Source organism: Mesorhizobium sp. M0029 (assembly GCF_040323735.1).
Taxonomy (GTDB): Bacteria; Pseudomonadota; Alphaproteobacteria; order Rhizobiales; family Rhizobiaceae; genus Mesorhizobium.
Genome location: NZ_JAMYVF010000007.1, coordinates 79,156 through 100,261 on the forward strand (window position 1 = coordinate 79,156; position 21,106 = coordinate 100,261).

A 21,106-nucleotide genomic window follows, 5' to 3' on the forward strand; every position below is an offset into this window, starting at 1 on the left:
GACCGGAGACTTGCCAACCGGAGACTGGGCTACCGAAGACTTCGCTGCCGCGGCTTCGCTCATACGGTTGCACCGAAGCGTTTCCTGGCCTCCGCGACCGGCAGCGTCTCGCGCTCGCCGGTCCGGCGGTTCTTGATCTCGATCTCGCCGGCGGCCACGCCGCGCGGCCCGACGATCACCTGCCAGGGCAGGCCGATCAGGTCTGCGGTGGCGAACTTGCCGCCCGGCCGCTGGTCGGTGTCATCGTAAAGCACATCCTTGCCGGCGCTGGTGAAGGCGGCGTAGAGCTCGCCGCAGACGCGGTCGCACTCGGCGTCGCCGGCCTTCATGTTGATCAGGCCGATGTCGAACGGCGTCACCGCTTCCGGCCAGATGATGCCGTTATCGTCATGGCTGGCCTCGATGATCGCTGCGACCAGCCGCGACGGACCGATACCGTAGGAGCCGCCGGAAACGAAATGATCCTTGCCGTCGGGCCCGGTCACCTTGGCGCCCATGGGCTTGGAATATTTGTCGCCGAAATGAAAGATGTGGCCGACCTCGATGCCGCGCGCCGAGACCCGGTCGGCCTCGCCAAGCTTGTCCCAGGCCGCCTCGTCATGCATCTCGTCGGTGGCGGCGTAAGGCATCGTCCACGTCTTCACGATGTCGGCGATCTCGCCGTCATTGCCGAAGTCGGTTTTCTCGCCGGGCACCTGCAGCGACAGATATTCGCGGTCGCAATAGACCTGGCTCTCGCCGGTGTCGGCCAGGATGATGAATTCATGGCTGAGATCGCCGCCGATCGGCCCGGTGTCGGCCCGCATCGGAATGGCCTGCAGCCCCATGCGCGTGAACGTTCGGAGATAGGATACGAACATGCGGTTATAGGCGGCCTTCGCGCCCTCGAAATCGAGGTCGAAGGAATAGGCATCCTTCATCAGGAATTCGCGCGAGCGCATGACGCCGAAGCGCGGCCGCACCTCGTCGCGGAACTTCCACTGGATGTGGTAGAGGTTTAGCGGCAAGTCCTTGTACGACTTGACGTAGGCGCGCACGATCTCGGTGACCACTTCCTCATTGGTCGGACCGTAGAGCATGTCGCGGTCCTGCCGGTCCTTGATGCGCAACATCTCCTTGCCGTAATCGTCATAGCGGCCGCTTTCGCGCCACAGATCGGCCGACTGGATGGTCGGCATCAGGATTTCCAGAGCGCCGGCGCGGTTCTGCTCCTCGCGGATGATGCGGCAGACCTTGTCCAGCACCAGCTTGCCCAGCGGCAGCCAGGAAAAGCTGCCCTGCCCCTGCTGGCGGATCATGCCGGCACGCAGCATCAGCCGGTGCGAGACGATCTCGGCCTCGCGCGGATTTTCTTTCAGGATGGGCAGGAAAAACTGCGACAAACGCATGGACAGGTCCGTGAGAGAGGAGGCTGCGCCGGAATCGGCGCGGCTGGCTTGCTTGCCCCGGCTTCATAGCTATTTCGTGACGGAATGGAAACCCGACCGGCCGTATCGGCCCGAAATCGCAAAAATCGATTCTTCTTCCAAAGACCTTCGCACCGAAAACGATAATGCTTCTGACGCAAAGTGATCGCCTGACTGCAAAGTCCTCACACACGCTTTGCGCGTCCGGGCGACGCGGCACACCTGACCAGATTAAGGCGGCAGCCCCGGTGTTGTTCGTTTCGCAAGCAAAGCCTGCCGCACTATTGTGCACTGCAGCACAGATTGCCCGATTGCGGGCAAAATTCTGCGTGACAATTTCATCAGGGTTAGGCTAGTGTGCCCCGATAACCGAGAGGGTAGAGAAAAATCTGCTCTCCTACGCGGTCAAAGTCTTGGGAGGATGCGATCTAGGCGCGGTTACCCGCTGCCGCCGGAAACCGGAAAACAGATCGGAACGCGTTTAAATTGCAAGGCCTTGTGCCTTGCATTTTTTTTGCCCGATCATCTGGTTAGATCAACCTGTTCCCAAATCACGTGAGCTTGCGTCAGCCTGACACCAAGGCGTGATTCTAATGCGGGTGGGCCATGCCTGACCGCCGATTGCGCATCGCAAGCTGGTGAGACAAAACCTGAGTTTGGCGCTCCGAAACAGGCACAAACATCCCAGCCGATCTGCCGGCGTGAAAGTGTTTAGTTAGCCGGTGCCTGGCTGGCTTCGGGGATGATGTGCGGGACTTCGTCGAGGCTGTAGCCCAGCCCGTGCGTCAGGCTGTAGAAAACCCCCATGACGACAGCCGTGACGATGGTGGTGCGGATCACGGCGCGCAGCATATGCGGCCCGCGCGGCGCACTCGCAACCGTGCCCAGCGTCACGTCCTGGTCGTCATCCTGCGTCTTGACGCTGAACGGCAGCACGATGAACAGCATCAGCCACCAGGTGATGAAGAACAGCGCGGCAAACGAAATCCAGCTCATGCCTGCTCCAGTTCGACCAGCGTGCCGAAGAAATCCTTGGGATGCAGGAACAGCACCGGCTTGCCGTGGGCGCCGGTTTTGGGATTGCCGTCGCCCAGCACGCGGGCGCCGCTCGCTTTGAGGTGATCGCGCGCGGCAAGGATGTCGTCGACCTCGTAGCAGACATGATGCATGCCACCCGAGGGGTTCTTGTCCAGAAAGGCCGCGATCGGCGACCCCTCGCCCAGCGGCTCCAGGAGTTCGATCTTGGTGTTGCCGACATCGACGAACACCACGGTAACGCCATGCTCGGGCAGCGCTTGCGGCGCGGTGACCTTCGCGCCAAGCGTATCGCGATAGGCCGCAATCGCCGCGGCCAGGTCCGGCACGGCAAGCGCTATATGGTTCAGGCGTCCGAGCATGAAGTGCTCCACAAGTTAAGAGAGTAGGGAATGGGCAGTAGGCAGTAGTGATACATCTGCATTTTTCTCCACTGCCTACCGCCTACTGCCTATTCCCTCACCTCGTCACAAACACCGTCACCAGCGGCTTCTTGCCCCAGGCCTCGTTGGCGGCGCCGCGCACGGCGCGGCGCACCGCTTCCTGCACCAGATCGAGGTCCTTGCGGCGCTGGCGAGGGATCGAGTCGACCGCGCCGACGGCCGCGTCGAGCATCAGATCTTCCATGTTTTCGCCACGGGCATCGGCCTCGGCGACGCCGATGGCGACCAGATCGGGATCGCCGGCGAGCTCATATTTGTCGTCGAGCACGACATTGACCGCGACATGGCCGGCAAAGGATAGCTTGCGCCGGTCGCGTATGCCCATCGCCTGGTCGGTGCCGATCAGCCTGCCGTCCTTGTAGATGCGGCCGAACGGCACCTGGTCGATGATCGTGGCCGGACCCGGCGCCAGCCGCAGCATGTCGCCGTCGCGCACTTGCGCCACCTGGCCGATGCCCGACGTCGACATCAGCGACCCCTGCGCCACCAGATGCGCGGCTTCGCCGTGCACGGGAACGCCGATCTGCGGCCGCACCCATTCATACATCCTGCGCAATTCGCTGCGGCGGGGATGGCCGGAGACATGCACAAGCGCGTCGCCATCCTCGATGATCTTGATGCCGAGGTCGATGAGGCGGTTCTTGATCTCGAGGATCGCCTTCTCGTTGCCGGGAATGGTGCGTGAGGAAAACACCACCGTGTCGCCGGCCGTCAGCGACACCGATTTCATCTCGTCGCGCGAAAGTTTTGCCAGTGCCGCCAGCGCCTCGCCCTGGCTGCCGGTGCAGATGATGACGAGGTTCTCGCGCGGGATGAAGCCGAAATCCTCTTCGGCGATGAACTCCGGCAGCCCGTCCATGTAGCCGAGCTCGCCGGCGACATCGATGACCCGCTTCAGCGAGCGGCCCAGCACCAGGCACTGGCGGCCGGCATCGCGCGCCGCCTTGGCGATCGAGACGATGCGCCCGACATTGGAAGAGAAGGTGGTGACGGCGACACGGCCGACAGCGCTCTGGATGACGCCCCTGAGGCCTTCGCCCACCGCCACTTCCGACGGCGATTCGCCTTCGCGCAGCGCATTGGTGGAATCGCAGACCAGCGCCAGAACGCCCTTGTCGCCATAGGCGCGAAACCGCGCCTCGTCGGTTTTCGGACCGATCGTCGGTTCCGGATCGATCTTCCAGTCGCCGGTATGGATGACGGTGCCGGCCGGCGAGGTGATCGCCAGCGACATCGGCTCGGGGATCGAGTGCGCCACCGGAATGGCCTCGATCGAGAACGGGCCGACAGTGAATGTTTCGCCTGCCCGGTAGATCGTCACCGGAATTTTCTTCGGCGCGCCCTGCTCGCCCTGGCGCTTGGCGTCCAGCAGTCCGGCGCTGAACGGTGTCATCCACACCGGCGCCTTCAGCTTCGGCCAGATGTCGAGCAGCGCCCCGTAATGGTCTTCATGCGCGTGGGTGATGATGATGCCGCGCAGGCCGGCGAGGTTCTCCTCGATGAAGCGCGTATCGGGCAGGATCAGGTCGACGCCAGGATGCGCCGCATCGGGAAAAGTCACGCCGACATCGACGACGATCCACTCGCGCGCGCTAGGCGGCCCATAGCCGTAAAGGGCGAAGTTCATGCCGATCTCGCCGACGCCGCCGAGCGGCACGAAGACGAGTTCGGCGTTTTGCGCTTTCGCCATCAATTTTCCCTTCCCGGCCCTTGCGGCCAGCCCCTAAATCTTTGCCGACGCGACGGCGCCGAAATGCACGTCGCCGGCGGCTACCGTCACGACCGACCCCTCATCATCGCGGATCACGAAACGGCAGTCCGCGTCAATGGTTTCGAAGGTACCGCGCACCACATTCCCGTCAATCCTGACAGCAACCTCGCCGCCAAGCCCCGCCGCGCGCGATAGCCAGCGACGCCGGATGGCGTCGAGCCCGCGTCCGTCATCCCACAGCCGGGCATTGTCGGTCCAGGCATCAGACAGCGCCAAGAACAGCGTTTCGGCGTCGCATGTCGCGCCCAGCGCCTGAAGCGATGTCGCCGGATACGGCAAATCCGGCGGATGCGCCACCACATTGACGCCGATGCCCACCGCCACCGCGAAACGGCCGCCATCGAGAATGGCCGATTCCAGCAGGATGCCGGCCAGCTTGGCGCCGGAGGCCAGCACATCGTTCGGCCATTTCAGCTCGAAGCGATTCTGCCCCTGGCTGGCGCCGTCGAGGCCGATAGCGATCCTGCCCTTCGGCACCAGGGCGTCGAGCGCATCGGCCAGCGACAGGCCGGCGACGAAGCCCAGCGTCGCCGCCAGACGCAACTCACCGCCGGTGATGACCAGCAATGTCGCCGCCAGATTGCCCTCGGGCGATACCCAGGCCCTGCCGCGGCGGCCACGGCCGCTTTCCTGCTTCTTGGAAACGACCCACAATTTGCCGGGATCGCCTGCCCTTGCATGGTCCAGCGCCAGCGTGTTGGTGGAACCCACGCTGTCATGGGCCTCGAGCCGGAACCCTTCCGTCTCAGAGGTCGGAGCCAGCCGAAATGCCATCCGTTCAGAAAAATGTCTTGGCGGCGGCTTCGGCGTAGGTCGCGATCGGCCCGCCGATCAGCACATAGAACAGCACGAAAGCGCCGGAGACACCAAGCACGAGGCGCAGCTCAACCGCCATCGGCACGAAGCCGCCGGCCGGTTCGTCGAACCACATGATCTTGATGATCCGCAGATAGTAGAAAGCGCCCACCACAGAGGCCAGCACGCCGATGATCGCCAGCGCATAGAGATTGGCGTTGATGGCGGCGAGGAACACGTACCATTTCCCCCAGAAACCGGCGAGCGGCGGGATGCCGGCCAGCGAGAACATCAGGATGGTCAGGATCGTCGCCATGATCGGGTTGGTCGACGACAGACCGGCGAGATCGCTGATCTGCTCGACATTGCCTTCCTTGCGCCGCATGGCGAGGATGAAGGCGAAGGTGCCGAGCGTCATGACGAGATAGATCAGCATGTAGATGGCGACGCCGCGCACGCCGGCCTGGCTGTTGGCGGCTAGGCCGACCAGCGCGTAGCCCATATGGCCGATCGAGGAGTACGCCATCAGCCGCTTGATGTTGGTTTGGCCGATCGCGGCGAAGGAGCCGAGCGCCATCGAGGCGATCGAGATGAAGACGATGATCTGCTGCCAGTCGGAAGCGATCGGCTTGAAGGCGCCCATGGTGACGCGCACGATCAGCGCCATTGCCGCCATTTTGGGGGCAGCCGCCAGGAAGGCGGTGACCGGCGTCGGCGCGCCCTCGTAGACATCGGGCGTCCACATGTGGAACGGCACCGCGGAAATCTTGAAGGCAAGGCCGGCCAAAACGAAAACCAGGCCGACGACGAGGCCGAGCTGGCGCTCACCGCTGCCAAGCGCCGAGGCGATTTCCTGGAAGCCGACATTGCCGGTGTAGCCGTAAATGAGGCTGATGCCGTAAAGCAGCATGCCCGACGACAGCGCGCCCAGCACAAAATACTTCAAACCGGCCTCGGTCGAACGCAGATTGTCGCGATTGATCGCGGCCAGCACGTAAATCGCCAGCGACTGCAGCTCGAGGCCGAGATAGAGCCCGATCATGCCGTTGGCCGAGATCATCAGCATCATACCGAGCGTGCAGAGCAGGATCAGCACCGGGTATTCGAACTTGTCGAAATGCTCCTGCCTGGCGAAGCGCATCGACATCACCAGCGTCACCGCCGAACCGATCAGCGACAGCACCTTCATGAAGCGGGAGAACGGATCCTGGATGAAGGCGTTGCCGTAGGCTGCGCCCTGTCCCGTGGGAAAGATCAGCCATAGGCCTGCGATCACCAGCACGGCGACGGCAAGGACAGTCACCAGAATGGCAGTGTTGGCGCGCGAATAGGCGCCCACCATCAACAGCGCCAGCGCGCCGATGGCGAGGATCAGCTCCGGCGTCGAGAGCGAAAGGCTGGAGTAAAGGTCCGGCGTCATGGTTCGCAAAACCTCTGGTCAGTTCGCCGCCGCGGTCTGCGCGGCGCCGATGGATGCGGTGACATTGGTGACGAGCGCCTTGACCGACTGGGCCGTGGCATCGAAGACGGGAGCGGGATAGACGCCGAAGAAGATGACCAGCACGACCAGCGGGTAGATGATCGCCTTCTCGCGCGTCGACAGATCGAGCAGGCCCTTCAGGCTTTCCTTGGTCAGCGCGCCGAAGATCACCCGGCGGTAGAGCCAGAGCGCGTAGGCCGCCGACAGGATGACGCCGGTGGCGGCGAAGAACGCCACCCAGGTGTTGACCCGGAACACGCCGAGCATGGTCAGGAACTCGCCAACGAAGCCTGACGTGCCCGGCAAGCCGACATTGGCCATGGTGAAGATCAGGAACACCGTGGCGTATTTCGGCATGTTGTTGACCAAGCCGCCATAGGCGTCGATCTCGCGTGTGTGCATGCGGTCGTAAATGACGCCGACGCACAGGAACAGCGCGCCCGAGACGAGGCCGTGACTCAGCATCTGGAAGATCGCGCCCTGCACGCCTTCCTGGTTCATGGCGAAGATGCCCATGGTGACGAAGCCCATATGGGCGACGGAGGAATAGGCGATGAGCTTCTTCATGTCCTCCTGCATCAGCGCCACCAGCGAGGTGTAGATGATGGCGACGACCGACAGCGTGAACACCAGCGGTGCGAACATTTCCGACGCCAGCGGGAACATCGGCAGGGAGAAGCGCAGGAAGCCGTACCCGCCCATTTTCAACAGTATGCCCGCCAGGATCACCGAGCCCGCCGTCGGCGCTTCGACGTGCGCATCGGGCAGCCAGGTGTGCACCGGCCACATCGGCATCTTCACCGCGAAGGAGGCGAAGAAGGCTAGAAATAGCCATGTCTGCATGTGGGCCGGGAAGTTGTGCGTCAACAGCGTCGGGATGTCGGTGGTGCCCGCCTGGAAGAACATCGCCATGATGGCGAGCAGCATCAGCACCGAGCCGGCCAGCGTGTAGAGGAAGAACTTGAACGAGGCATAGACGCGGCGCTTGCCGCCCCAGACGCCGATGATGATGAACATCGGGATCAGGCCGGCCTCGAAGAAGACGTAGAACAGCACGATGTCGAGCGCGCAGAACACGCCGATCATCAGCGTTTCCAAGAGCAGGAAGGCAATCATGTAGGCCTTGACGCGCTTGTCGATCGCTTCCCACGACGCCAGGATGCAGAGCGGCATCAGGAACGTCGTCAGGATGACGAACAGCATCGAAATGCCGTCGACCCCCATATGGTAGGAGATGCCGGAATCCAGCCAGGCAAATTTCTCGACGAACTGGAAGCCGGCCTGCGAATTGTCGAAGCCGGTCCAGATGAACAGCGAGATGATGAAGGTGGCTGCCGTCGTCGTGAACGCGATGGCGCGGATGTTGCGACGCGCATTCGGGCTGTCATCCCTGATGAACAGGATCAGCAGCACACCTACAAGCGGCAGGAAGGTGACCAGCGAGAGGATTGGCCAGGCGGTCATCAGAGCATCATCCAGGTGACGAGTGCGGCCACGCCGATCAGCATGGCGAAGGCATAGTGATAGAGATAGCCGGTCTGTAGCTTGACGACGCGGTCGGTGACATCGACGACGCGCGCCGAAATGCCGTCAGGGCCGAGCCCGTCGATGATGGTGCCGTCGCCGGTCTTCCACAAGAACCTGCCCAGCGCCTTTGCCGGCCGCACGAACAGGACGTCGTAGAGCTCGTCGAAGTACCATTTGTTGAGCAGGAAGGCATAGAGCAGCCGATGGTTGGCGGCGACGCTCCGGGGCAGTTCCGGCGAGCGGATGTAGAACTTCCAGGCGACGGCAAAGCCGATGATCATGGCGACGAACGGTGCCAGCTCGACCCACAGCGGCAATTCGTGGATATCGTGCAGGATGTGGTTGTCCGGCAGCGTGAACAGCGAGGCCTTCCAGAATTCGGTATAGCCTTCGCCGATGAAGGCGCCATGGAAGATAACGCCGGCAAACAGCGCGCCCGCGGCCAGGATGAACAGCGGCACCAGCATCACCGGCGGCGATTCATGGACATGGTGCATGACGTCGTGGCTCGCCCGCGGCTCGCCGTGGAAGGTCATGAAGATCAGCCGCCAGGAGTAGAAGGAGGTGAAGCAGGCGGCGATGACCAGCAGGACAAAAGCGAGGCCGGCGACCGAATTGTGGCCGGCAAAGGCAGCCTCGATGATGGCATCCTTGGAGAAGAAGCCGGCGGTGCCGATGACGGTCACCGGAATGCCGACGCCGGTCAGCGCCAGCGTGCCGATCACCATCATCCAGTAGGTCTTCGGAATGAGCTTCCGCAGGCCACCCATCTTGCGCATGTCCTGCTCGTCGGAGACGGCATGGATGACCGAGCCCGAGCCCAGGAACAGCAGCGCCTTGAAGAAGGCGTGCGTGAACAGATGGAAAATCGCCGCGCCATAGGCGCCGACGCCGAGCGCCACGAACATGTAGCCGAGCTGCGAACAGGTTGAATAGGCGATGACGCGCTTGATGTCGTTCTGAACCAGGCCGACGGTCGCCGCGAAGAAGGCGGTGAAGGCGCCGATGAAGGTCACCACCGTGAGTGCCGAATGCGACAGTTCGAACAGCGGCGACAGCCGCGCCAGCATGAACACGCCGGCCGTGACCATGGTGGCGGCATGGATCAGCGCGGAAACCGGGGTCGGTCCTTCCATGGCGTCCGGCAGCCAGGTGTGCAGCGGCACCTGCGCCGACTTGCCCATAGCGCCCATGAACAGCAGCAGGCAGACGATGGTCATGGCCGCCTGCTTGTCCAGCGCATAGCCGAGGAAGGTCAGTACTGCCGCCCCTTGCGGCGCGCCTTCGGCCGGAATGAACGTCGCGGCATTGGCGAAGATGGTGCCGAGATTGACCGAGCCGAACAAAACGAAGACGCCGAAAATGCCGAGCGCAAAACCGAAATCGCCGACGCGGTTGACGACGAAGGCCTTGATGGCCGCGGCATTGGCCGACGGCTTCTTGTACCAGAAGCCGATCAGCAAATAAGAGGCGAGACCCACGCCTTCCCAGCCGAAGAACATCTGCACCAGATTGTCGGCCGTCACCAGCATCAGCATGGCGAAGGTGAACAGCGACAGATAGGCGAAGAAGCGCGGTCGGTTCGGATCGTGGTGCATGTAGCCGATCGAATAGATGTGGACCAGCGCCGACACCGTGTTGACCACCACCAGCATGACCACCGCCAGCGTGTCGATCCTGAGCGCCCAGGACGCGTCGAGCCCGCCCGACTGGATCCAGCGCAGCACCGGCACGGTGAACACCTCGCCCTCGCCGAAGCCGACGGAGAAGAAGGCGACCCAGGACAGCACGGCCGAGATCACCAGGAAGCCCGAGGTGATGTATTCCGATGCCTTGGCGCCCAGCGAATTGCCGAACAGACCGACGATCAGGAAGCCGAGCAGCGGAAGGAAGACGATCGCTTGATACATGTTAGCCCCGTCAACCCTTCATCTGGTTCACGTCTTCGACCGCGATCGAGCCGCGGTTGCGGAAGAAGACGACGAGAATGGCAAGACCGATGGCCGCTTCGGCGGCGGCGACCGTCAGCACGAACAGGGCAAACACCTGGCCGACGAGATCGCCCAATGCCGCCGAGAAGGCAACGAAATTGATGTTGACCGCCAAAAGGATCAGCTCGATCGACATCAGGATGACGATGATGTTCCTGCGGTTCAGGAAGATGCCGAACACGCCCAGCGTGAACAAGATCGCCGATACGGTCAGGTAATGTGCGATGCCGACGACCATCTCAGAGCCCCTCGCCCGACTTGACCTTGCGGATTTCCATGCCTGTCGCCGGCGTGCGGCCGACCTGGGCGGCGATCGACTGCCGCTTGACCCCTTCCTTGTGGCGCAGCGTCAGGACGATGGCGCCGATCATGGCGACCAGCAGGATGAGGCCCGAAATCTGGAAGTAGTAGAGGTAGTCGGTATAGAGGATGTCGCCGAGTGCTGCGGTGTTTGTCCGCGCGGCAAGATCCGGGATGGGTTTGGAGACCGTCGAGGCCAGTTGCGGCGCGAAGGTGTAGCCGCCGAGCACCACGATCAGCTCGGCCGCCAGGATCAGCCCGACCAGCGCGCCGATCGGCGCATATTGCAGGGCGCCTTCCTTCATCTCGGCGAAGTCGACATCGAGCATCATGACGACGAACAGGAACAGCACCATGACCGCGCCGACATAGACGACGAGCAGGATCATCGCCAGGAACTCGGCGCCGGTCAGCATGAACAGGCCGGCGGCGTTGAAGAAGGTCAGGATCAGGAACAGCACGGAATGCACGGGGTTGCGCGACGAAATGACCATGAAGGCCGACGCCACCGCGACAAAGGCGAAGAGGTAGAAAAAGGCCGCCTCTAGTCCACTCAGCATTGGGGATCCCCCGGGTTCCTGTCCAAACAGGACATCCGTCCTGTTTGATTTCTGCGACCGCCTCCGGCCGGCAAGTTGCGTTGTCCTTAGACGAGGCCCCTCGCCCCGTCCATGCGTCAAATGTCAGCGGTAGGGCGAGTCCAGCGAGATGTTGCGCGCCAGTTCGTGTTCCCAGCGGTCGCCATTCGCCAGCAGCCTGTCCTTGTCGTAGTAAAGCTCTTCGCGCGTCTCCGTCGCGAACTCGAAATTCGGCCCCTCGACGATGGCGTCGACCGGGCAGGCTTCCTGGCAGAAGCCGCAATAGATGCACTTCACCATGTCGATGTCGTAGCGCACGGTGCGCCGCGTGCCGTCATTGCGGCGCGGGCCGGCCTCGATGGTGATTGCCTGCGCCGGGCAGATCGCCTCGCACAGCTTGCAGGCGATGCAGCGTTCCTCGCCATTGGGATAGCGGCGCAGCGCGTGCTCGCCACGGAAGCGCGGGCTGGTCGGCCCTTTCTCGTGCGGATAGTTGATCGTTTCCTTCGGCGCGAAGAACTGGCGCATCGACAGGAAGAAGGCGCTGACGAAATCCTGCAGCAGCAGCGATTTTGCGGCCTGGCCAAAAGCGGACATCACGCAAACCCCGTGATTTTGAGGAAGGCCGCGGTGGCAACGACCATGAACAGGGAGATCGGCAGGAACACTTTCCAGCCCAGCCGCATCAGCTGGTCGTAGCGGTAGCGCGGCACGAAGGCCTTCACCATCGAGAACATGAAGAACATCAGGCAGATCTTGAGCACGAACCAGATCACGCCGGGCACCCAGGTGAAGGGGGCGAAGTCGAAGGGCGGCAGCCAGCCGCCGAGGAACAGGATGGTGGCCAGCGCGCACATCATCACCACGGCGACGTATTCGCCGAGGAAGAACAACAGGAACGGCGTCGAGGAGTATTCGACCATATGGCCGGCGACGAGTTCCGACTCGGCTTCCACCAGGTCGAAGGGCGGGCGGTTGGTCTCGGCCAGCGCCGAGATGAAGAAAATGACGAACATCGGGAACAGCGCCAGCCAGTGCCAGTCGAGGAAGCTGTTGGGCAGGCCAAGCTTGGTGCCCAGCCCATCCTGCTGCGACAGCACGATGTCCGACAGGTTGAGCGAGCCGACGCAGAGCAGCACGGTGACGATGACGAAGCCGATCGAGACTTCGTAGGACACCATCTGCGCCGCCGAGCGCAGCGCGCCGAGGAACGGGTATTTCGAGTTGGACGCCCAGCCGCCCATGATCACGCCGTAGACCTCGAGCGAGGAGATGGCGAAGACGTAGAGGATGCCGACATTGACGTTGGCGATCCCCCAGCCGGCATTGACGGGAATGACCGCCCAGGCCGAGATGGCGAGCACCGCCGAGACCAGCGGCGCCAGCAGGAACACGCCCTTGTTGGCGCCGGACGGGATCACCGGTTCCTTGAAGACGAATTTCAGCAAATCGGCGAAGGCCTGGAGCGTGCCCCACGGGCCGACGACGTTCGGGCCGCGGCGCAATTGCACCGCCGCCCAGATCTTGCGGTCGGCGTAAAGCAGATAGGCGACCCCGATCAGCAAAACGACGATCAGCACGACCGACTTCAAAAGGATGATCAGCGTCGGTAGCACGTAGAAGGAGAAGAAGGTGTCCATGTCTACTCTGCCGCGTGCCTGAAGCCGTTTTTCGCCAGCGCCGAGCATTCCGCCATGACAGCGGAGGCCCGCGCGATCGGGTTGGTCAGATAGAAATCCGTGACCGGCGAGGTGAAAGTGCCCTTGTTCAGCCGCCCGCCGAGCTTCGCCACCTTAGCGACGTCATCGGCATTGCCGGCTTCGACATGATCGATGCGGGCGAGATGCGGGTATTCGCCATAAAGTTTGGCGCGCAGCTGCTGCAGCGAATCGAATGGCAGTTTCTTGCCGAGCACATCCGACAGCGCCCTCAGGATCGCCCAGTCTTCGCGCGCATCGCCCGGCGCGAAGCCGGCGCGGTTGGTCTGCTGCACGCGTCCCTCGGTGTTGACATAGGTGCCGGACTTTTCGGTGTAGGCGGCTCCCGGCAGGATGACATTGGCGCGGTGCGCACCGGCGTCGCCATGCGTGCCGACATAGACGACGAAGGCGCCGCCGGTCTTGGACATGTCGACCTCGTCGGCGCCGAGCAGGAACAGAACCTCGCTCTCCCCCAGCATGCCGGCAACGTTCTTGCCGCCCTTGCCAGGCACGAAGCCGACATCGAGACCGCCGACGCGCGCGGCCGCAGTGTGCAGCACGGCAAAGCCGTTCCAGTCGGCGCGCGCAGCGTTGACGGCCGTGGCGAGTTTCGCCGCCTGGCCGAGCACCGCCGCGCCGTCGGCACGCGACAGCGCGCCCTGGCCGACGATGATCAGAGGATGCGTCGCCTTCTTCAGCACCTGGAAGAACTTGCCATTGCCGTCGGCCAGATCTTTCAAGGACTCCGGACCGGCGCCGAGCTGTTCGTAGTCGTAACGCGTGTCGCCGACCTCGCCGATGACGCCGACCGGCAGATTGCCGATCCGCCAGCGCTTGCGGATGCGGGCATTGAGCACCGAGGCCTCGAAGCGCGGATTGGCGCCGATGATCAGCACCGCGTCGGCCTGCTCGATGCCCTCGATGGTCGGGTTGAAGATGTAGCTGGCGCGGCCGAGCGCCGGATCGAGTGCGGCGCCGTCCTGGCGGCAATCGGTGTTCCTTGAGCCCAACGCAGCCATAAGCTGCTTCAGTGCGTAGATTTCCTCGACGGCGGCAAGATCGCCCGAAATCGCGCCGATTTTCTCGGGCGCAGCATTCGACACCGCATCCCTGATCGCAACGAACGCTTCGGCCCAGCTGGCCGGCGCCAGCTTTCCGTCCTTGCGGACATAGGGGCGGTCGAGGCGCTGCGTTCGCAATCCGTCCCAGATGAAGCGGGTCTTGTCGGAAATCCACTCCTCGTTCACCGCTTCATTGACGCGCGGCAGGATGCGCATCACCTCCCGGCCGCGGCTGTCGACGCGGATTGCCGAGCCGACGGCGTCCATGACGTCGATGGATTCGGTCTTGGTCAGCTCCCACGGCCGTGCCTGGAAGGCGAAAGGCTTCGACGTCAGCGCGCCGACCGGGCAAAGGTCGATGACATTGCCCTGCAGCTCCGAGGTCATGGCGCTTTCGAGATAGGTGGTAATCTCGGCATCCTCGCCGCGGCCGATCAGGCCAAGCTCGGAAATGCCTGCAACTTCCGTGGTGAAGCGGACGCAGCGCGTGCAGTGGATGCAGCGGTTCATAACCGTCTTGACCAATGGGCCGATATACTTGTCTTCGACCGCGCGCTTGTTCTCGTGATAGCGCGAGGAATCGACGCCGAAGGCCATCGCCTGGTCCTGCAGGTCGCATTCGCCGCCCTGGTCGCAGATCGGGCAATCCAGCGGATGGTTGATCAAGAGGAATTCCATCACCCCTTCGCGGGCCTTCTTGACCATCGGCGTGTTGGTGAAGATTTCAGGCGCCTCACCATTCGGACCCGGACGCAGGTCGCGCACATTCATGGCGCAGGAGGCCTGCGGCTTGGGCGGCCCGCCCTTCACCTCGATCAGGCACATGCGGCAATTGCCGGCGATCGACAGCCGCTCATGGAAGCAGAAGCGCGGCACTTCCGCGCCGGCGTCCTCGGCCGCCTGCAGCAGCGTGTAGTGGTCGGGTACAGTGATCTCTTTCCCGTCGACCTTGAGCTTTGCCATCAATTGCCCCCGGCGGTCTGCGCCGTCTCATATGCCTGAAACAGATCGCTCAGCCTGATGCCATTGATCATCATGCCGGCGACTTCAGCGTTTTCTATCTTCAAATTGCTCATATTCACATTGCTGAAAAACGCGTCCGCGAGGTTCGCGTCCTCCACAACGGCCGCCGACAGGTCGACGTTGTGAAACTGCGTGTTCGACAAGTTCACATCGTCAAATCTGGAGTTGCTGACCATGGCATTGCGCACATCGAGAACATCGCTCCTGTCGTGGATCTCCATGCCTGCCACCCCTACTTCTTCGCCTTGGCGGCCAGCGTCAGCGCCGCGGCCTGGCGGGTCCACTCGTCGCGGCCGATACGGCCGGTGAGCGACAGGTAGTCCTCGACCCAGGCGATCTCTTCTGGCGCCCAGGCGGCGATCTGGGCAAAGGTCCAGATGCCGAGGCCGTTCAGCACCTTTTCCAGCTTCGGCCCAACGCCGGTGATCGCCTTGAGATCCGACGGCTTGGCCGGACGAGCCACGGCCTTGGGCTGCCTGAAATCCTCCGGCATCAACCCGGTCTTAGCGTCTTCCGCGACGGCATCGGCCGGCTCGGCCTCGACGGTGCGGGCGGCAATGTCGGTCACATCCTGGGCAAAAGTCTGCGCCTCGGCGATCAGGGTTCTGGTCGCCGCGCGCGCCTTGGTGGCGGGGGCGGTCTCGGCGAACCCTTGGCTGCGCTGTTCGAAATCGTCGATGATCGGCTGGAAAATCCGCTGCGATGCCTCGGCAGCACCCGACAAGGCGCCTAGCCACACGCCAAAGGCATGGTTGGCGAGGCCGAAGCCCAGCGCCGACATCGCGGCGGCACCCGCGACAGGATGCGCGAGAAGGTTGACGGCGCTGGCCATCTCCTTCGGCATCATCCTTGTCAAATCCTGGTTCATCTTCTCAAGCTGGTCCAAATTGGGCATCAAAGGGTTCGAATACGGCGCCATAGACATCTCCTGGTCGTTTCTTCGTCTTCCCCGCCCCTATATTTCGGTCCCGGGCTTGCGCCCGTATTTTAAATCTACTCCGCCGCCACCATCACCGGTTCGGCCCGGTGCGCGTTGCGGGAAAGCTCGTCGATGCGCCGCTCCACCTCGCCGCGGAAATGCCGCATCAGGCCCTGGATCGGCCATGCCGCGGCGTCGCCCAGCGCACAGATCGTATGGCCCTCCACCTGCTTGGTGACGTCGAGCAGCATGTCGATCTCGCGCTTCTGCGCCTCGCCGCGCACCAGCCGCTCCATCACCCGCCACATCCAGCCGGTGCCTTCGCGGCATGGCGTGCACTGGCCGCAGCTCTCATGCTTGTAAAAATAGGACAGCCTGGCGATCGCCTTCACGATATCGGTCGACTTGTCCATGACGATGACAGCCGCCGTGCCGAGGCCGGATTTCAGGTCGCGCAAAGCATCGAAATCCATGGGCGCATTGATGATCTGCTCGGCCGGCACCAGCGGCACCGAAGCGCCGCCCGGAATGACCGCCAGGAGATTGTCCCAGCCGCCGCGAATGCCGCCGCAATGCGTCTCGATCAGCTCGCGGAACGGGATCGACATCGCCTCTTCGACGGTGCACGGATTGTTGACGTGGCCCGAGATACAAAACAGCTTGGTGCCGACATTGTTGGGACGGCCGAAGGACGAGAACCAGGCGGCGCCACGGCGCAAAATGGTCGGCGCCACCGCGATTGACTCGACATTGTTCACGGTTGTCGGACAACCGTACAAGCCGACATTGGCCGGGAATGGCGGCTTCAGCCGGGGCTGGCCCTTCTTGCCTTCGAGGCTTTCCAGAAGTGCTGTTTCCTCGCCACATATATAGGCGCCGGCGCCGTGATGCATGTAGATGTCGAAATCGTAGCCGGACGTGTTGTTCTTGCCGATCAGCCTGGCCTCGTAGGCCTCGTCGATGGCGCGCTGCAGCGCCTCGCGCTCGCGGATGAACTCGCCGCGCACATAGATGTAGGCGGCGACCGCGCCCATGGCGAAGCCGGCGATGAACGAGCCCTCGACCAGCGTGTGCGGATCGTTGCGCAGGATGTCGCGATCCTTGCACGTGCCGGGCTCGGATTCGTCGGCGTTGACAACGAGATAGCTCGGCCTTCCGTCGCTCTGCTTGGGCATGAACGACCATTTCAGCCCGGTCGGGAAGCCGGCGCCGCCGCGGCCACGCAGGCCGGACGCCTTCATCTCGTTGACGATCCACTCGCGCCCCTTGGCGATGATGCCGGGCGTGTTGTCCCAGGCGCCGCGCGCCATCGCGCCGGCCAGCGACTTGTCGAAGAGGCCGTAGATGTTGTTGAAGATGCGGTCTTTGTCAGCCAGCATGACTTACCTCTTTCCCCGCAAGACGATCGAGACCCACACCAGCACGCCCATGCCGGTCGCGGCCATCGATTCCAGGGTATCCGAAAACGGCAATTCGACGAGGCGCCGGAGCCCCTCCAGAAGGATGTTGGCAGCAGCGATGCAGACAACGCCGATGACAATGCTGCGCAGCGTCAGCAAAGATCCGGTGCTTTGCGCTTCAGCCATCAACGTGGCTCCTTGCCGAAGACGCGGATGTATTCGGCGACGCCGCCCTTGGCGAGCGCCTTGGCCTGCTTGCCCCAGTCGTCGCGCTCGATGCGGCCCTGGAAAGCGAGATATCCATCCACCCAGTCGCGCTCGGCCTTATTCCAGGATGCGACCTGTGTGAAGGTGAATATGCCAAGCGAATGAAGGATGCCCTCGATCTTCGGGCCGATGCCCGAGATCAGCTTGAGATCGTCGACCGCGGCCGGCCTGTCGATTCCGGCCGGACGGTTCTTGTCCTCGAGCGACGGCTTTGCGGGTCTGGCTGTCGGCGCCTTGACGGCCGGGGCCACCGGGGCCTTGGCCGCTGGCGCCTTGAATTCCGGAGCGATGAAGGCAGCTGCCGGCGTGGAGGTGGTCTTCGGGCCATTACGCTGCTTGGCGACCTTCTCGACTTCAGGCGCCGCGGTGTTGGCGTTGGCGGCCGAATGCAGGGGCGCCGGGACGCTCGCCGCTTTTTCCGCCGCCGGTGCAACCTTGGCCCTGGAGGGCGACTTCAACGCCGAGCTGGTTTCCGGCGCATCGGTTTTCGGTTTGCCGGCGTTGGATGGCGCGACCGGGGCGGCCGCTGCAGGAGCGGCAGGAGCCGGAACAGGCGCCGCAATGATTGCGTCGGGCGCCGCGTGGGCAGCCTTGCTCGCCGCCCTGGCTTCCTTGTCGCGCGTTGCTTTGAGGATCGCCTTTTCGCTCTTCAGCGTCGTCAGGCCAGGCGCCGGCTCCGAGCCGGTTCTGCCGTTTTGCGGTCCCGTGGGAACCGAGGCGCCCTTGCCCGCATCGTAAAGATCGATGATTTCGGCCAGCCGCTCGGGCGTCAGATCCTCGAACGTATCCTTGAAGACCATCACCATCGGCGCGTTGACGCAGGCGCCGAGGCATTCGACTTCCTCCCACGACAGCGTGCCCTTGTCGTTGGTGTGGAACTGGTCGTGATGGATTTTCGAGCGGCACACATCCATCAGCGCTTCCGAGCCGCGCAGCATGCAGGGCGTGGTGCCGCAGACCTGGATATGCGCGCGCGTGCCGACCGGATTGAGCTGGTACTGCGTGTAGAAGGTCGCGACTTCGAGCCCGCGAATGCGCGGCATGCCGAGCATGTCCGAAATCGTCTCGATCGCCGCCTTGGTGACCCAGCCTTCCTGCTCCTGCGCAATCATCAGCAAGGGAATGATCGCCGACTGCTCGCGGCCCTTCGGATATTTCTTGATCCATTGCTTCGCAACCGCCGCATTCGCCCGGTTGAAGGCGAAGGTGGCTGGCTGGACGCTTGCTTCTGCGAGACGGCGGACTGACATTTAGCGATCGACCTCACCAAACACGATGTCGAGGGAACCCAGGACGGCAGTGACGTCGGCCAGCATGTGGCCACGGCAGAGGAAATCCATGGCTTGCAGATGCGCGAAGCCGGGCGCGCGCAGCTTGCAGCGGTAGGGCTTGTTGGTGCCGTCGGAGACGAGATAGACGCCGAACTCGCCCTTCGGCGCCTCGACCGCGGCATAGACCTCGCCGGCCGGCACGCGGTAACCCTCAGTATAGAGCTTGAAATGATGGATCAGCGCTTCCATCGAGCGCTTCATCGCCTGGCGCTTGGGCGGCACCACCTTGCCGTCGAGGTTCGACACCGGCCCGGTGCTCTCCTTGCCGAGCAGAAGGTCGACGCACTGACGCATGATCTTGGCTGACTGACGCATTTCTTCCATGCGCACGAGATAACGGTCGTAGCAGTCGCCGTTCTTGCCGATCGGGATGTCGAAATCCATCTCGGAATAGCATTCATAGGGCTGCGACTTGCGCAAATCCCAGGCAGCACCCGAGCCGCGCACCATGACGCCGGAAAAACCCCAGGCCCAGGCGTCGGCCAGCGACACGATACCGATATCGACATTGCGCTGCTTGAAGATGCGGTTGCCGGTAAGCAGCTTGTCGAGGTCGTCAAGCGACTTCAGGAACGGGTCGATCCACTTGCCGATGTCCTCGACCAGCTTCGCCGGCAGATCCTGGTGCACACCGCCCGGACGGAAATAGGCCGCATGCATGCGCGAACCGGAAGCGCGCTCATAAAACACCATCAGCTTTTCGCGTTCGACGAAACCCCACAGCGGCGGCGTCAGCGCGCCGATATCCAGCGCCTGCGTCGTCACATTGAGGATGTGCGACATGATGCGGCTGAGCTCGGAATAGAGCACGCGGATCAACTGGCCGCGCTTCGGCACTTCGATGCCGAGCAACCGCTCGGTGGCGAGCGCGAAGGCATGCTCCTGGTTCATCGGTGCGCAATAGTCGAGCCGGTCGAGATAGGGCACGGCCTGCAGATAGGTCTTGTGCTCGATCAGCTTTTCGGTGCCGCGATGCAGCAAGCCGATATGCGGATCGACGCGGTCGACCACCTCGCCGTCAAGCTCCAGCACAAGACGCAAAACACCGTGTGCCGCAGGGTGCTGCGGTCCGAAGTTGATGTTGAAGTTGCGGACGGAGTGCTCGGTCATGCTAGATTCCAAGCCTTTCCTTGGCTGACGGCGTCAGTTCCATGAAGCGGACCGTCTGCGGCCCGGCCACATATTCTTTTGCTCTCTGCTCGCATTGCTCAATGGTCTCGTTGGAAGGCTGGAGATCGGCCAGCTCTCCAGCATCGCGCAAGGCGTTCAAAATCTGGTCCAATTCAATCTGCATCGCAGGCTTGATACGAAATATCGTCGGGCAGTTCTTCACCGTGTCGTTCGCCACGACAGCTCGCGCCGCCGAATAGCAATCCACTCCAGCTACTTTGCAGTCTTTCGCAAAAGCATTCTGCAAGCCGGCACAGCAAAACAGGCTTAGTAGCGCTACGCGGATCATCGCCACGCCGCCGCCCCTACTGTTTCGCCTTCTCATCGCCCGGCAGGACGTAGTCCGTCCCTTCCCATGGCGAGAGAAAATCGAAGTTCCTGAATTCCTGCTTCAATTCCACCGGCTCGTAGATCACGCGCTTGGCTTCGTCGTCGTAGCGCACCTCGACGAAACCTGTCAGCGGGAAGTCCTTGCGCAGGGGATGGCCCTCGAAACCGTAATCCGTGAGGATGCGGCGCAGGTCCGGATGGCCGGAGAACAGCACGCCATAGAGATCGTAGGCTTCGCGCTCATACCAGTCGGCGCCGGGATAGACAGCGGTGAGCGACGGCACCAGCGTCTCTTCGTCGGCCTGCACCTTGATGCGGATGCGCAAATTCTGCTTCGGCGAAAGCAAATGATAGACGACATCGAAACGCTTGACGCGCGACGGGTAGTCGGCGCCGCAGATATCGATGATCGAAATGAACTGGCAGCCCGAATCGTCACGCAGGAAGCTTGTCACCTCGATCAGATTGTCTGTAGCAACCGAGATCGTCAGTTCGCCATAGGCAAGCACCGCATCGGTGACGCGGCCCGGCAGCTTTTCGCCGAGATAGGTCGACAGTTCGCTCAGGGATGCGGCCATG

The 21,106-nt window shown here is 62.9% G+C and carries 21 protein-coding genes; all 21 read right to left on the reverse strand.

The window, feature by feature from the left end:
* Window positions 1–59: 59 nt before the first annotated feature.
* The 21 genes from proS to NKJ76_RS14225 all read right to left on the reverse strand — a co-directional run bounded on the left by proS (window position 60) and on the right by NKJ76_RS14225 (window position 21,105).
* A complete protein-coding gene (gene proS, locus NKJ76_RS14125; protein WP_023714314.1) occupies window positions 60–1,388 on the reverse strand; it encodes a proline--tRNA ligase in 1,329 nt (442 codons plus the stop codon).
* Between the two features lie 729 nt (window positions 1,389–2,117).
* Window positions 2,118–2,402 carry a DUF1467 family protein gene (locus tag NKJ76_RS14130; RefSeq protein WP_023670803.1) on the reverse strand — a complete coding sequence of 95 codons (285 nt, stop codon included), beginning with the start codon at window positions 2,400–2,402 and terminating at the stop codon, window positions 2,118–2,120.
* The gene (gene mce, locus NKJ76_RS14135; RefSeq protein ID WP_023698333.1) at window positions 2,399–2,803 is read right to left on the reverse strand and encodes a methylmalonyl-CoA epimerase; all 405 of its coding nucleotides are present in this window, start codon (window positions 2,801–2,803) and stop codon (window positions 2,399–2,401) included. The genes NKJ76_RS14130 and mce overlap by 4 nt, the downstream gene beginning before the upstream one ends.
* 97 nt (window positions 2,804–2,900) lie before the next feature.
* On the reverse strand, window positions 2,901–4,574 hold the full coding sequence (locus NKJ76_RS14140; protein WP_023690300.1) for a ribonuclease J: 1,674 nt from the start codon (window positions 4,572–4,574) through the stop codon (window positions 2,901–2,903).
* Between the two features lie 33 nt (window positions 4,575–4,607).
* Entirely contained in the window at window positions 4,608–5,429 is an 822-nt protein-coding gene (locus NKJ76_RS14145; RefSeq protein ID WP_352537692.1) for a biotin--[acetyl-CoA-carboxylase] ligase, read from the reverse strand.
* A gap of 4 nt (window positions 5,430–5,433) precedes the next feature.
* Window positions 5,434–6,870: an NADH-quinone oxidoreductase subunit NuoN gene (nuoN, locus tag NKJ76_RS14150; protein WP_023706136.1), complete on the reverse strand. Its 1,437-nt coding sequence runs from the start codon at window positions 6,868–6,870 to the stop codon at window positions 5,434–5,436.
* A gap of 18 nt (window positions 6,871–6,888) precedes the next feature.
* Window positions 6,889–8,394, reverse strand: coding sequence for an NADH-quinone oxidoreductase subunit M (locus NKJ76_RS14155; protein WP_023670808.1), 1,506 nt, complete (start codon window positions 8,392–8,394; stop codon window positions 6,889–6,891).
* The gene (gene nuoL / locus NKJ76_RS14160) at window positions 8,394–10,367 is read right to left on the reverse strand and encodes an NADH-quinone oxidoreductase subunit L (RefSeq protein WP_352537693.1); all 1,974 of its coding nucleotides are present in this window, start codon (window positions 10,365–10,367) and stop codon (window positions 8,394–8,396) included. Before nuoL ends, NKJ76_RS14155 begins: the two co-directional genes overlap by 1 nt.
* 10 nt (window positions 10,368–10,377) lie before the next feature.
* Complete coding sequence (gene nuoK / locus NKJ76_RS14165) at window positions 10,378–10,686, reverse strand: NADH-quinone oxidoreductase subunit NuoK (RefSeq protein WP_023670810.1); 309 nt, start codon at window positions 10,684–10,686, stop codon at window positions 10,378–10,380.
* A gap of 1 nt (window position 10,687) precedes the next feature.
* Window positions 10,688–11,308, reverse strand: coding sequence for an NADH-quinone oxidoreductase subunit J (locus NKJ76_RS14170; protein ID WP_023690957.1), 621 nt, complete (start codon window positions 11,306–11,308; stop codon window positions 10,688–10,690).
* A gap of 123 nt (window positions 11,309–11,431) precedes the next feature.
* Complete coding sequence (nuoI, locus tag NKJ76_RS14175) at window positions 11,432–11,923, reverse strand: NADH-quinone oxidoreductase subunit NuoI (RefSeq protein WP_352537694.1); 492 nt, start codon at window positions 11,921–11,923, stop codon at window positions 11,432–11,434.
* Window positions 11,923–12,966, reverse strand: coding sequence for an NADH-quinone oxidoreductase subunit NuoH (nuoH, locus tag NKJ76_RS14180; protein ID WP_023685202.1), 1,044 nt, complete (start codon window positions 12,964–12,966; stop codon window positions 11,923–11,925). The genes nuoI and nuoH overlap by 1 nt, the downstream gene beginning before the upstream one ends.
* Before the next feature lie 2 nt (window positions 12,967–12,968).
* Window positions 12,969–15,050, reverse strand: a complete 2,082-nt coding sequence (gene nuoG / locus NKJ76_RS14185; protein WP_352537695.1) for an NADH-quinone oxidoreductase subunit NuoG — start codon at window positions 15,048–15,050, stop codon at window positions 12,969–12,971.
* Window positions 15,050–15,331: a pentapeptide repeat-containing protein gene (locus NKJ76_RS14190; RefSeq protein ID WP_023741635.1), complete on the reverse strand. Its 282-nt coding sequence runs from the start codon at window positions 15,329–15,331 to the stop codon at window positions 15,050–15,052. The genes nuoG and NKJ76_RS14190 overlap by 1 nt, the downstream gene beginning before the upstream one ends.
* 11 nt (window positions 15,332–15,342) lie before the next feature.
* Window positions 15,343–16,029, reverse strand: coding sequence for a helix-hairpin-helix domain-containing protein (locus NKJ76_RS14195; RefSeq protein WP_023741636.1), 687 nt, complete (start codon window positions 16,027–16,029; stop codon window positions 15,343–15,345).
* 74 nt (window positions 16,030–16,103) lie between these two features.
* Window positions 16,104–17,408, reverse strand: a complete 1,305-nt coding sequence (gene nuoF / locus NKJ76_RS14200; RefSeq protein ID WP_352537696.1) for an NADH-quinone oxidoreductase subunit NuoF — start codon at window positions 17,406–17,408, stop codon at window positions 16,104–16,106.
* A gap of 3 nt (window positions 17,409–17,411) precedes the next feature.
* Window positions 17,412–17,615 (reverse strand): hypothetical protein, encoded by a 204-nt coding sequence (locus tag NKJ76_RS14205; RefSeq protein ID WP_352537697.1) that lies wholly within the window; start codon window positions 17,613–17,615, stop codon window positions 17,412–17,414.
* Window positions 17,615–18,946, reverse strand: coding sequence for an NADH-quinone oxidoreductase subunit E (locus NKJ76_RS14210; RefSeq protein WP_352537698.1), 1,332 nt, complete (start codon window positions 18,944–18,946; stop codon window positions 17,615–17,617). Before NKJ76_RS14210 ends, NKJ76_RS14205 begins: the two co-directional genes overlap by 1 nt.
* Window positions 18,947–20,137, reverse strand: coding sequence for an NADH-quinone oxidoreductase subunit D (locus tag NKJ76_RS14215; RefSeq protein WP_023712705.1), 1,191 nt, complete (start codon window positions 20,135–20,137; stop codon window positions 18,947–18,949).
* Between the two features lies 1 nt (window position 20,138).
* Window positions 20,139–20,492 (reverse strand): hypothetical protein, encoded by a 354-nt coding sequence (locus NKJ76_RS14220; protein ID WP_156933208.1) that lies wholly within the window; start codon window positions 20,490–20,492, stop codon window positions 20,139–20,141.
* A gap of 10 nt (window positions 20,493–20,502) precedes the next feature.
* On the reverse strand, window positions 20,503–21,105 hold the full coding sequence (locus tag NKJ76_RS14225) for an NADH-quinone oxidoreductase subunit C (RefSeq protein ID WP_023670823.1): 603 nt from the start codon (window positions 21,103–21,105) through the stop codon (window positions 20,503–20,505).
* Window position 21,106 lies beyond the last annotated feature (1 nt).

Excerpts from the sequence above, each read along its gene's own strand:
- proS (WP_023714314.1), bottom strand. The coding sequence starts at position 1,388 with ATGCGTTTGTCGCAGTTTTTCCTGCCCATCCTGAAAGAAAATCCGCGC.
- NKJ76_RS14215 (WP_023712705.1), bottom strand. The coding sequence starts at position 20,137 with ATGACCGAGCACTCCGTCCGCAACTTCAACATCAACTTCGGACCGCAG.
- nuoK (WP_023670810.1), bottom strand. The coding sequence starts at position 10,686 with ATGGTCGTCGGCATCGCACATTACCTGACCGTATCGGCGATCTTGTTC.
- NKJ76_RS14155 (WP_023670808.1), bottom strand. The coding sequence starts at position 8,394 with ATGACCGCCTGGCCAATCCTCTCGCTGGTCACCTTCCTGCCGCTTGTA.
- NKJ76_RS14190 (WP_023741635.1), bottom strand. The coding sequence starts at position 15,331 with ATGGAGATCCACGACAGGAGCGATGTTCTCGATGTGCGCAATGCCATG.
- NKJ76_RS14225 (WP_023670823.1), bottom strand. The coding sequence starts at position 21,105 with ATGGCCGCATCCCTGAGCGAACTGTCGACCTATCTCGGCGAAAAGCTG.
- nuoG (WP_352537695.1), bottom strand. The coding sequence starts at position 15,050 with ATGGCAAAGCTCAAGGTCGACGGGAAAGAGATCACTGTACCCGACCAC.
- nuoL (WP_352537693.1), bottom strand. The coding sequence starts at position 10,367 with ATGTATCAAGCGATCGTCTTCCTTCCGCTGCTCGGCTTCCTGATCGTC.
- mce (WP_023698333.1), bottom strand. The coding sequence starts at position 2,803 with ATGCTCGGACGCCTGAACCATATAGCGCTTGCCGTGCCGGACCTGGCC.
- nuoI (WP_352537694.1), bottom strand. The coding sequence starts at position 11,923 with ATGTCCGCTTTTGGCCAGGCCGCAAAATCGCTGCTGCTGCAGGATTTC.
- NKJ76_RS14205 (WP_352537697.1), bottom strand. The coding sequence starts at position 17,615 with ATGGCTGAAGCGCAAAGCACCGGATCTTTGCTGACGCTGCGCAGCATT.
- nuoF (WP_352537696.1), bottom strand. The coding sequence starts at position 17,408 with ATGCTGGCTGACAAAGACCGCATCTTCAACAACATCTACGGCCTCTTC.
- NKJ76_RS14140 (WP_023690300.1), bottom strand. The coding sequence starts at position 4,574 with ATGGCGAAAGCGCAAAACGCCGAACTCGTCTTCGTGCCGCTCGGCGGC.
- NKJ76_RS14145 (WP_352537692.1), bottom strand. The coding sequence starts at position 5,429 with ATGGCATTTCGGCTGGCTCCGACCTCTGAGACGGAAGGGTTCCGGCTC.
- nuoH (WP_023685202.1), bottom strand. The coding sequence starts at position 12,966 with ATGGACACCTTCTTCTCCTTCTACGTGCTACCGACGCTGATCATCCTT.
- NKJ76_RS14195 (WP_023741636.1), bottom strand. The coding sequence starts at position 16,029 with ATGGCGCCGTATTCGAACCCTTTGATGCCCAATTTGGACCAGCTTGAG.
- nuoN (WP_023706136.1), bottom strand. The coding sequence starts at position 6,870 with ATGACGCCGGACCTTTACTCCAGCCTTTCGCTCTCGACGCCGGAGCTG.
- NKJ76_RS14170 (WP_023690957.1), bottom strand. The coding sequence starts at position 11,308 with ATGCTGAGTGGACTAGAGGCGGCCTTTTTCTACCTCTTCGCCTTTGTC.
- NKJ76_RS14130 (WP_023670803.1), bottom strand. The coding sequence starts at position 2,402 with ATGAGCTGGATTTCGTTTGCCGCGCTGTTCTTCATCACCTGGTGGCTG.
- NKJ76_RS14210 (WP_352537698.1), bottom strand. The coding sequence starts at position 18,946 with ATGTCAGTCCGCCGTCTCGCAGAAGCAAGCGTCCAGCCAGCCACCTTC.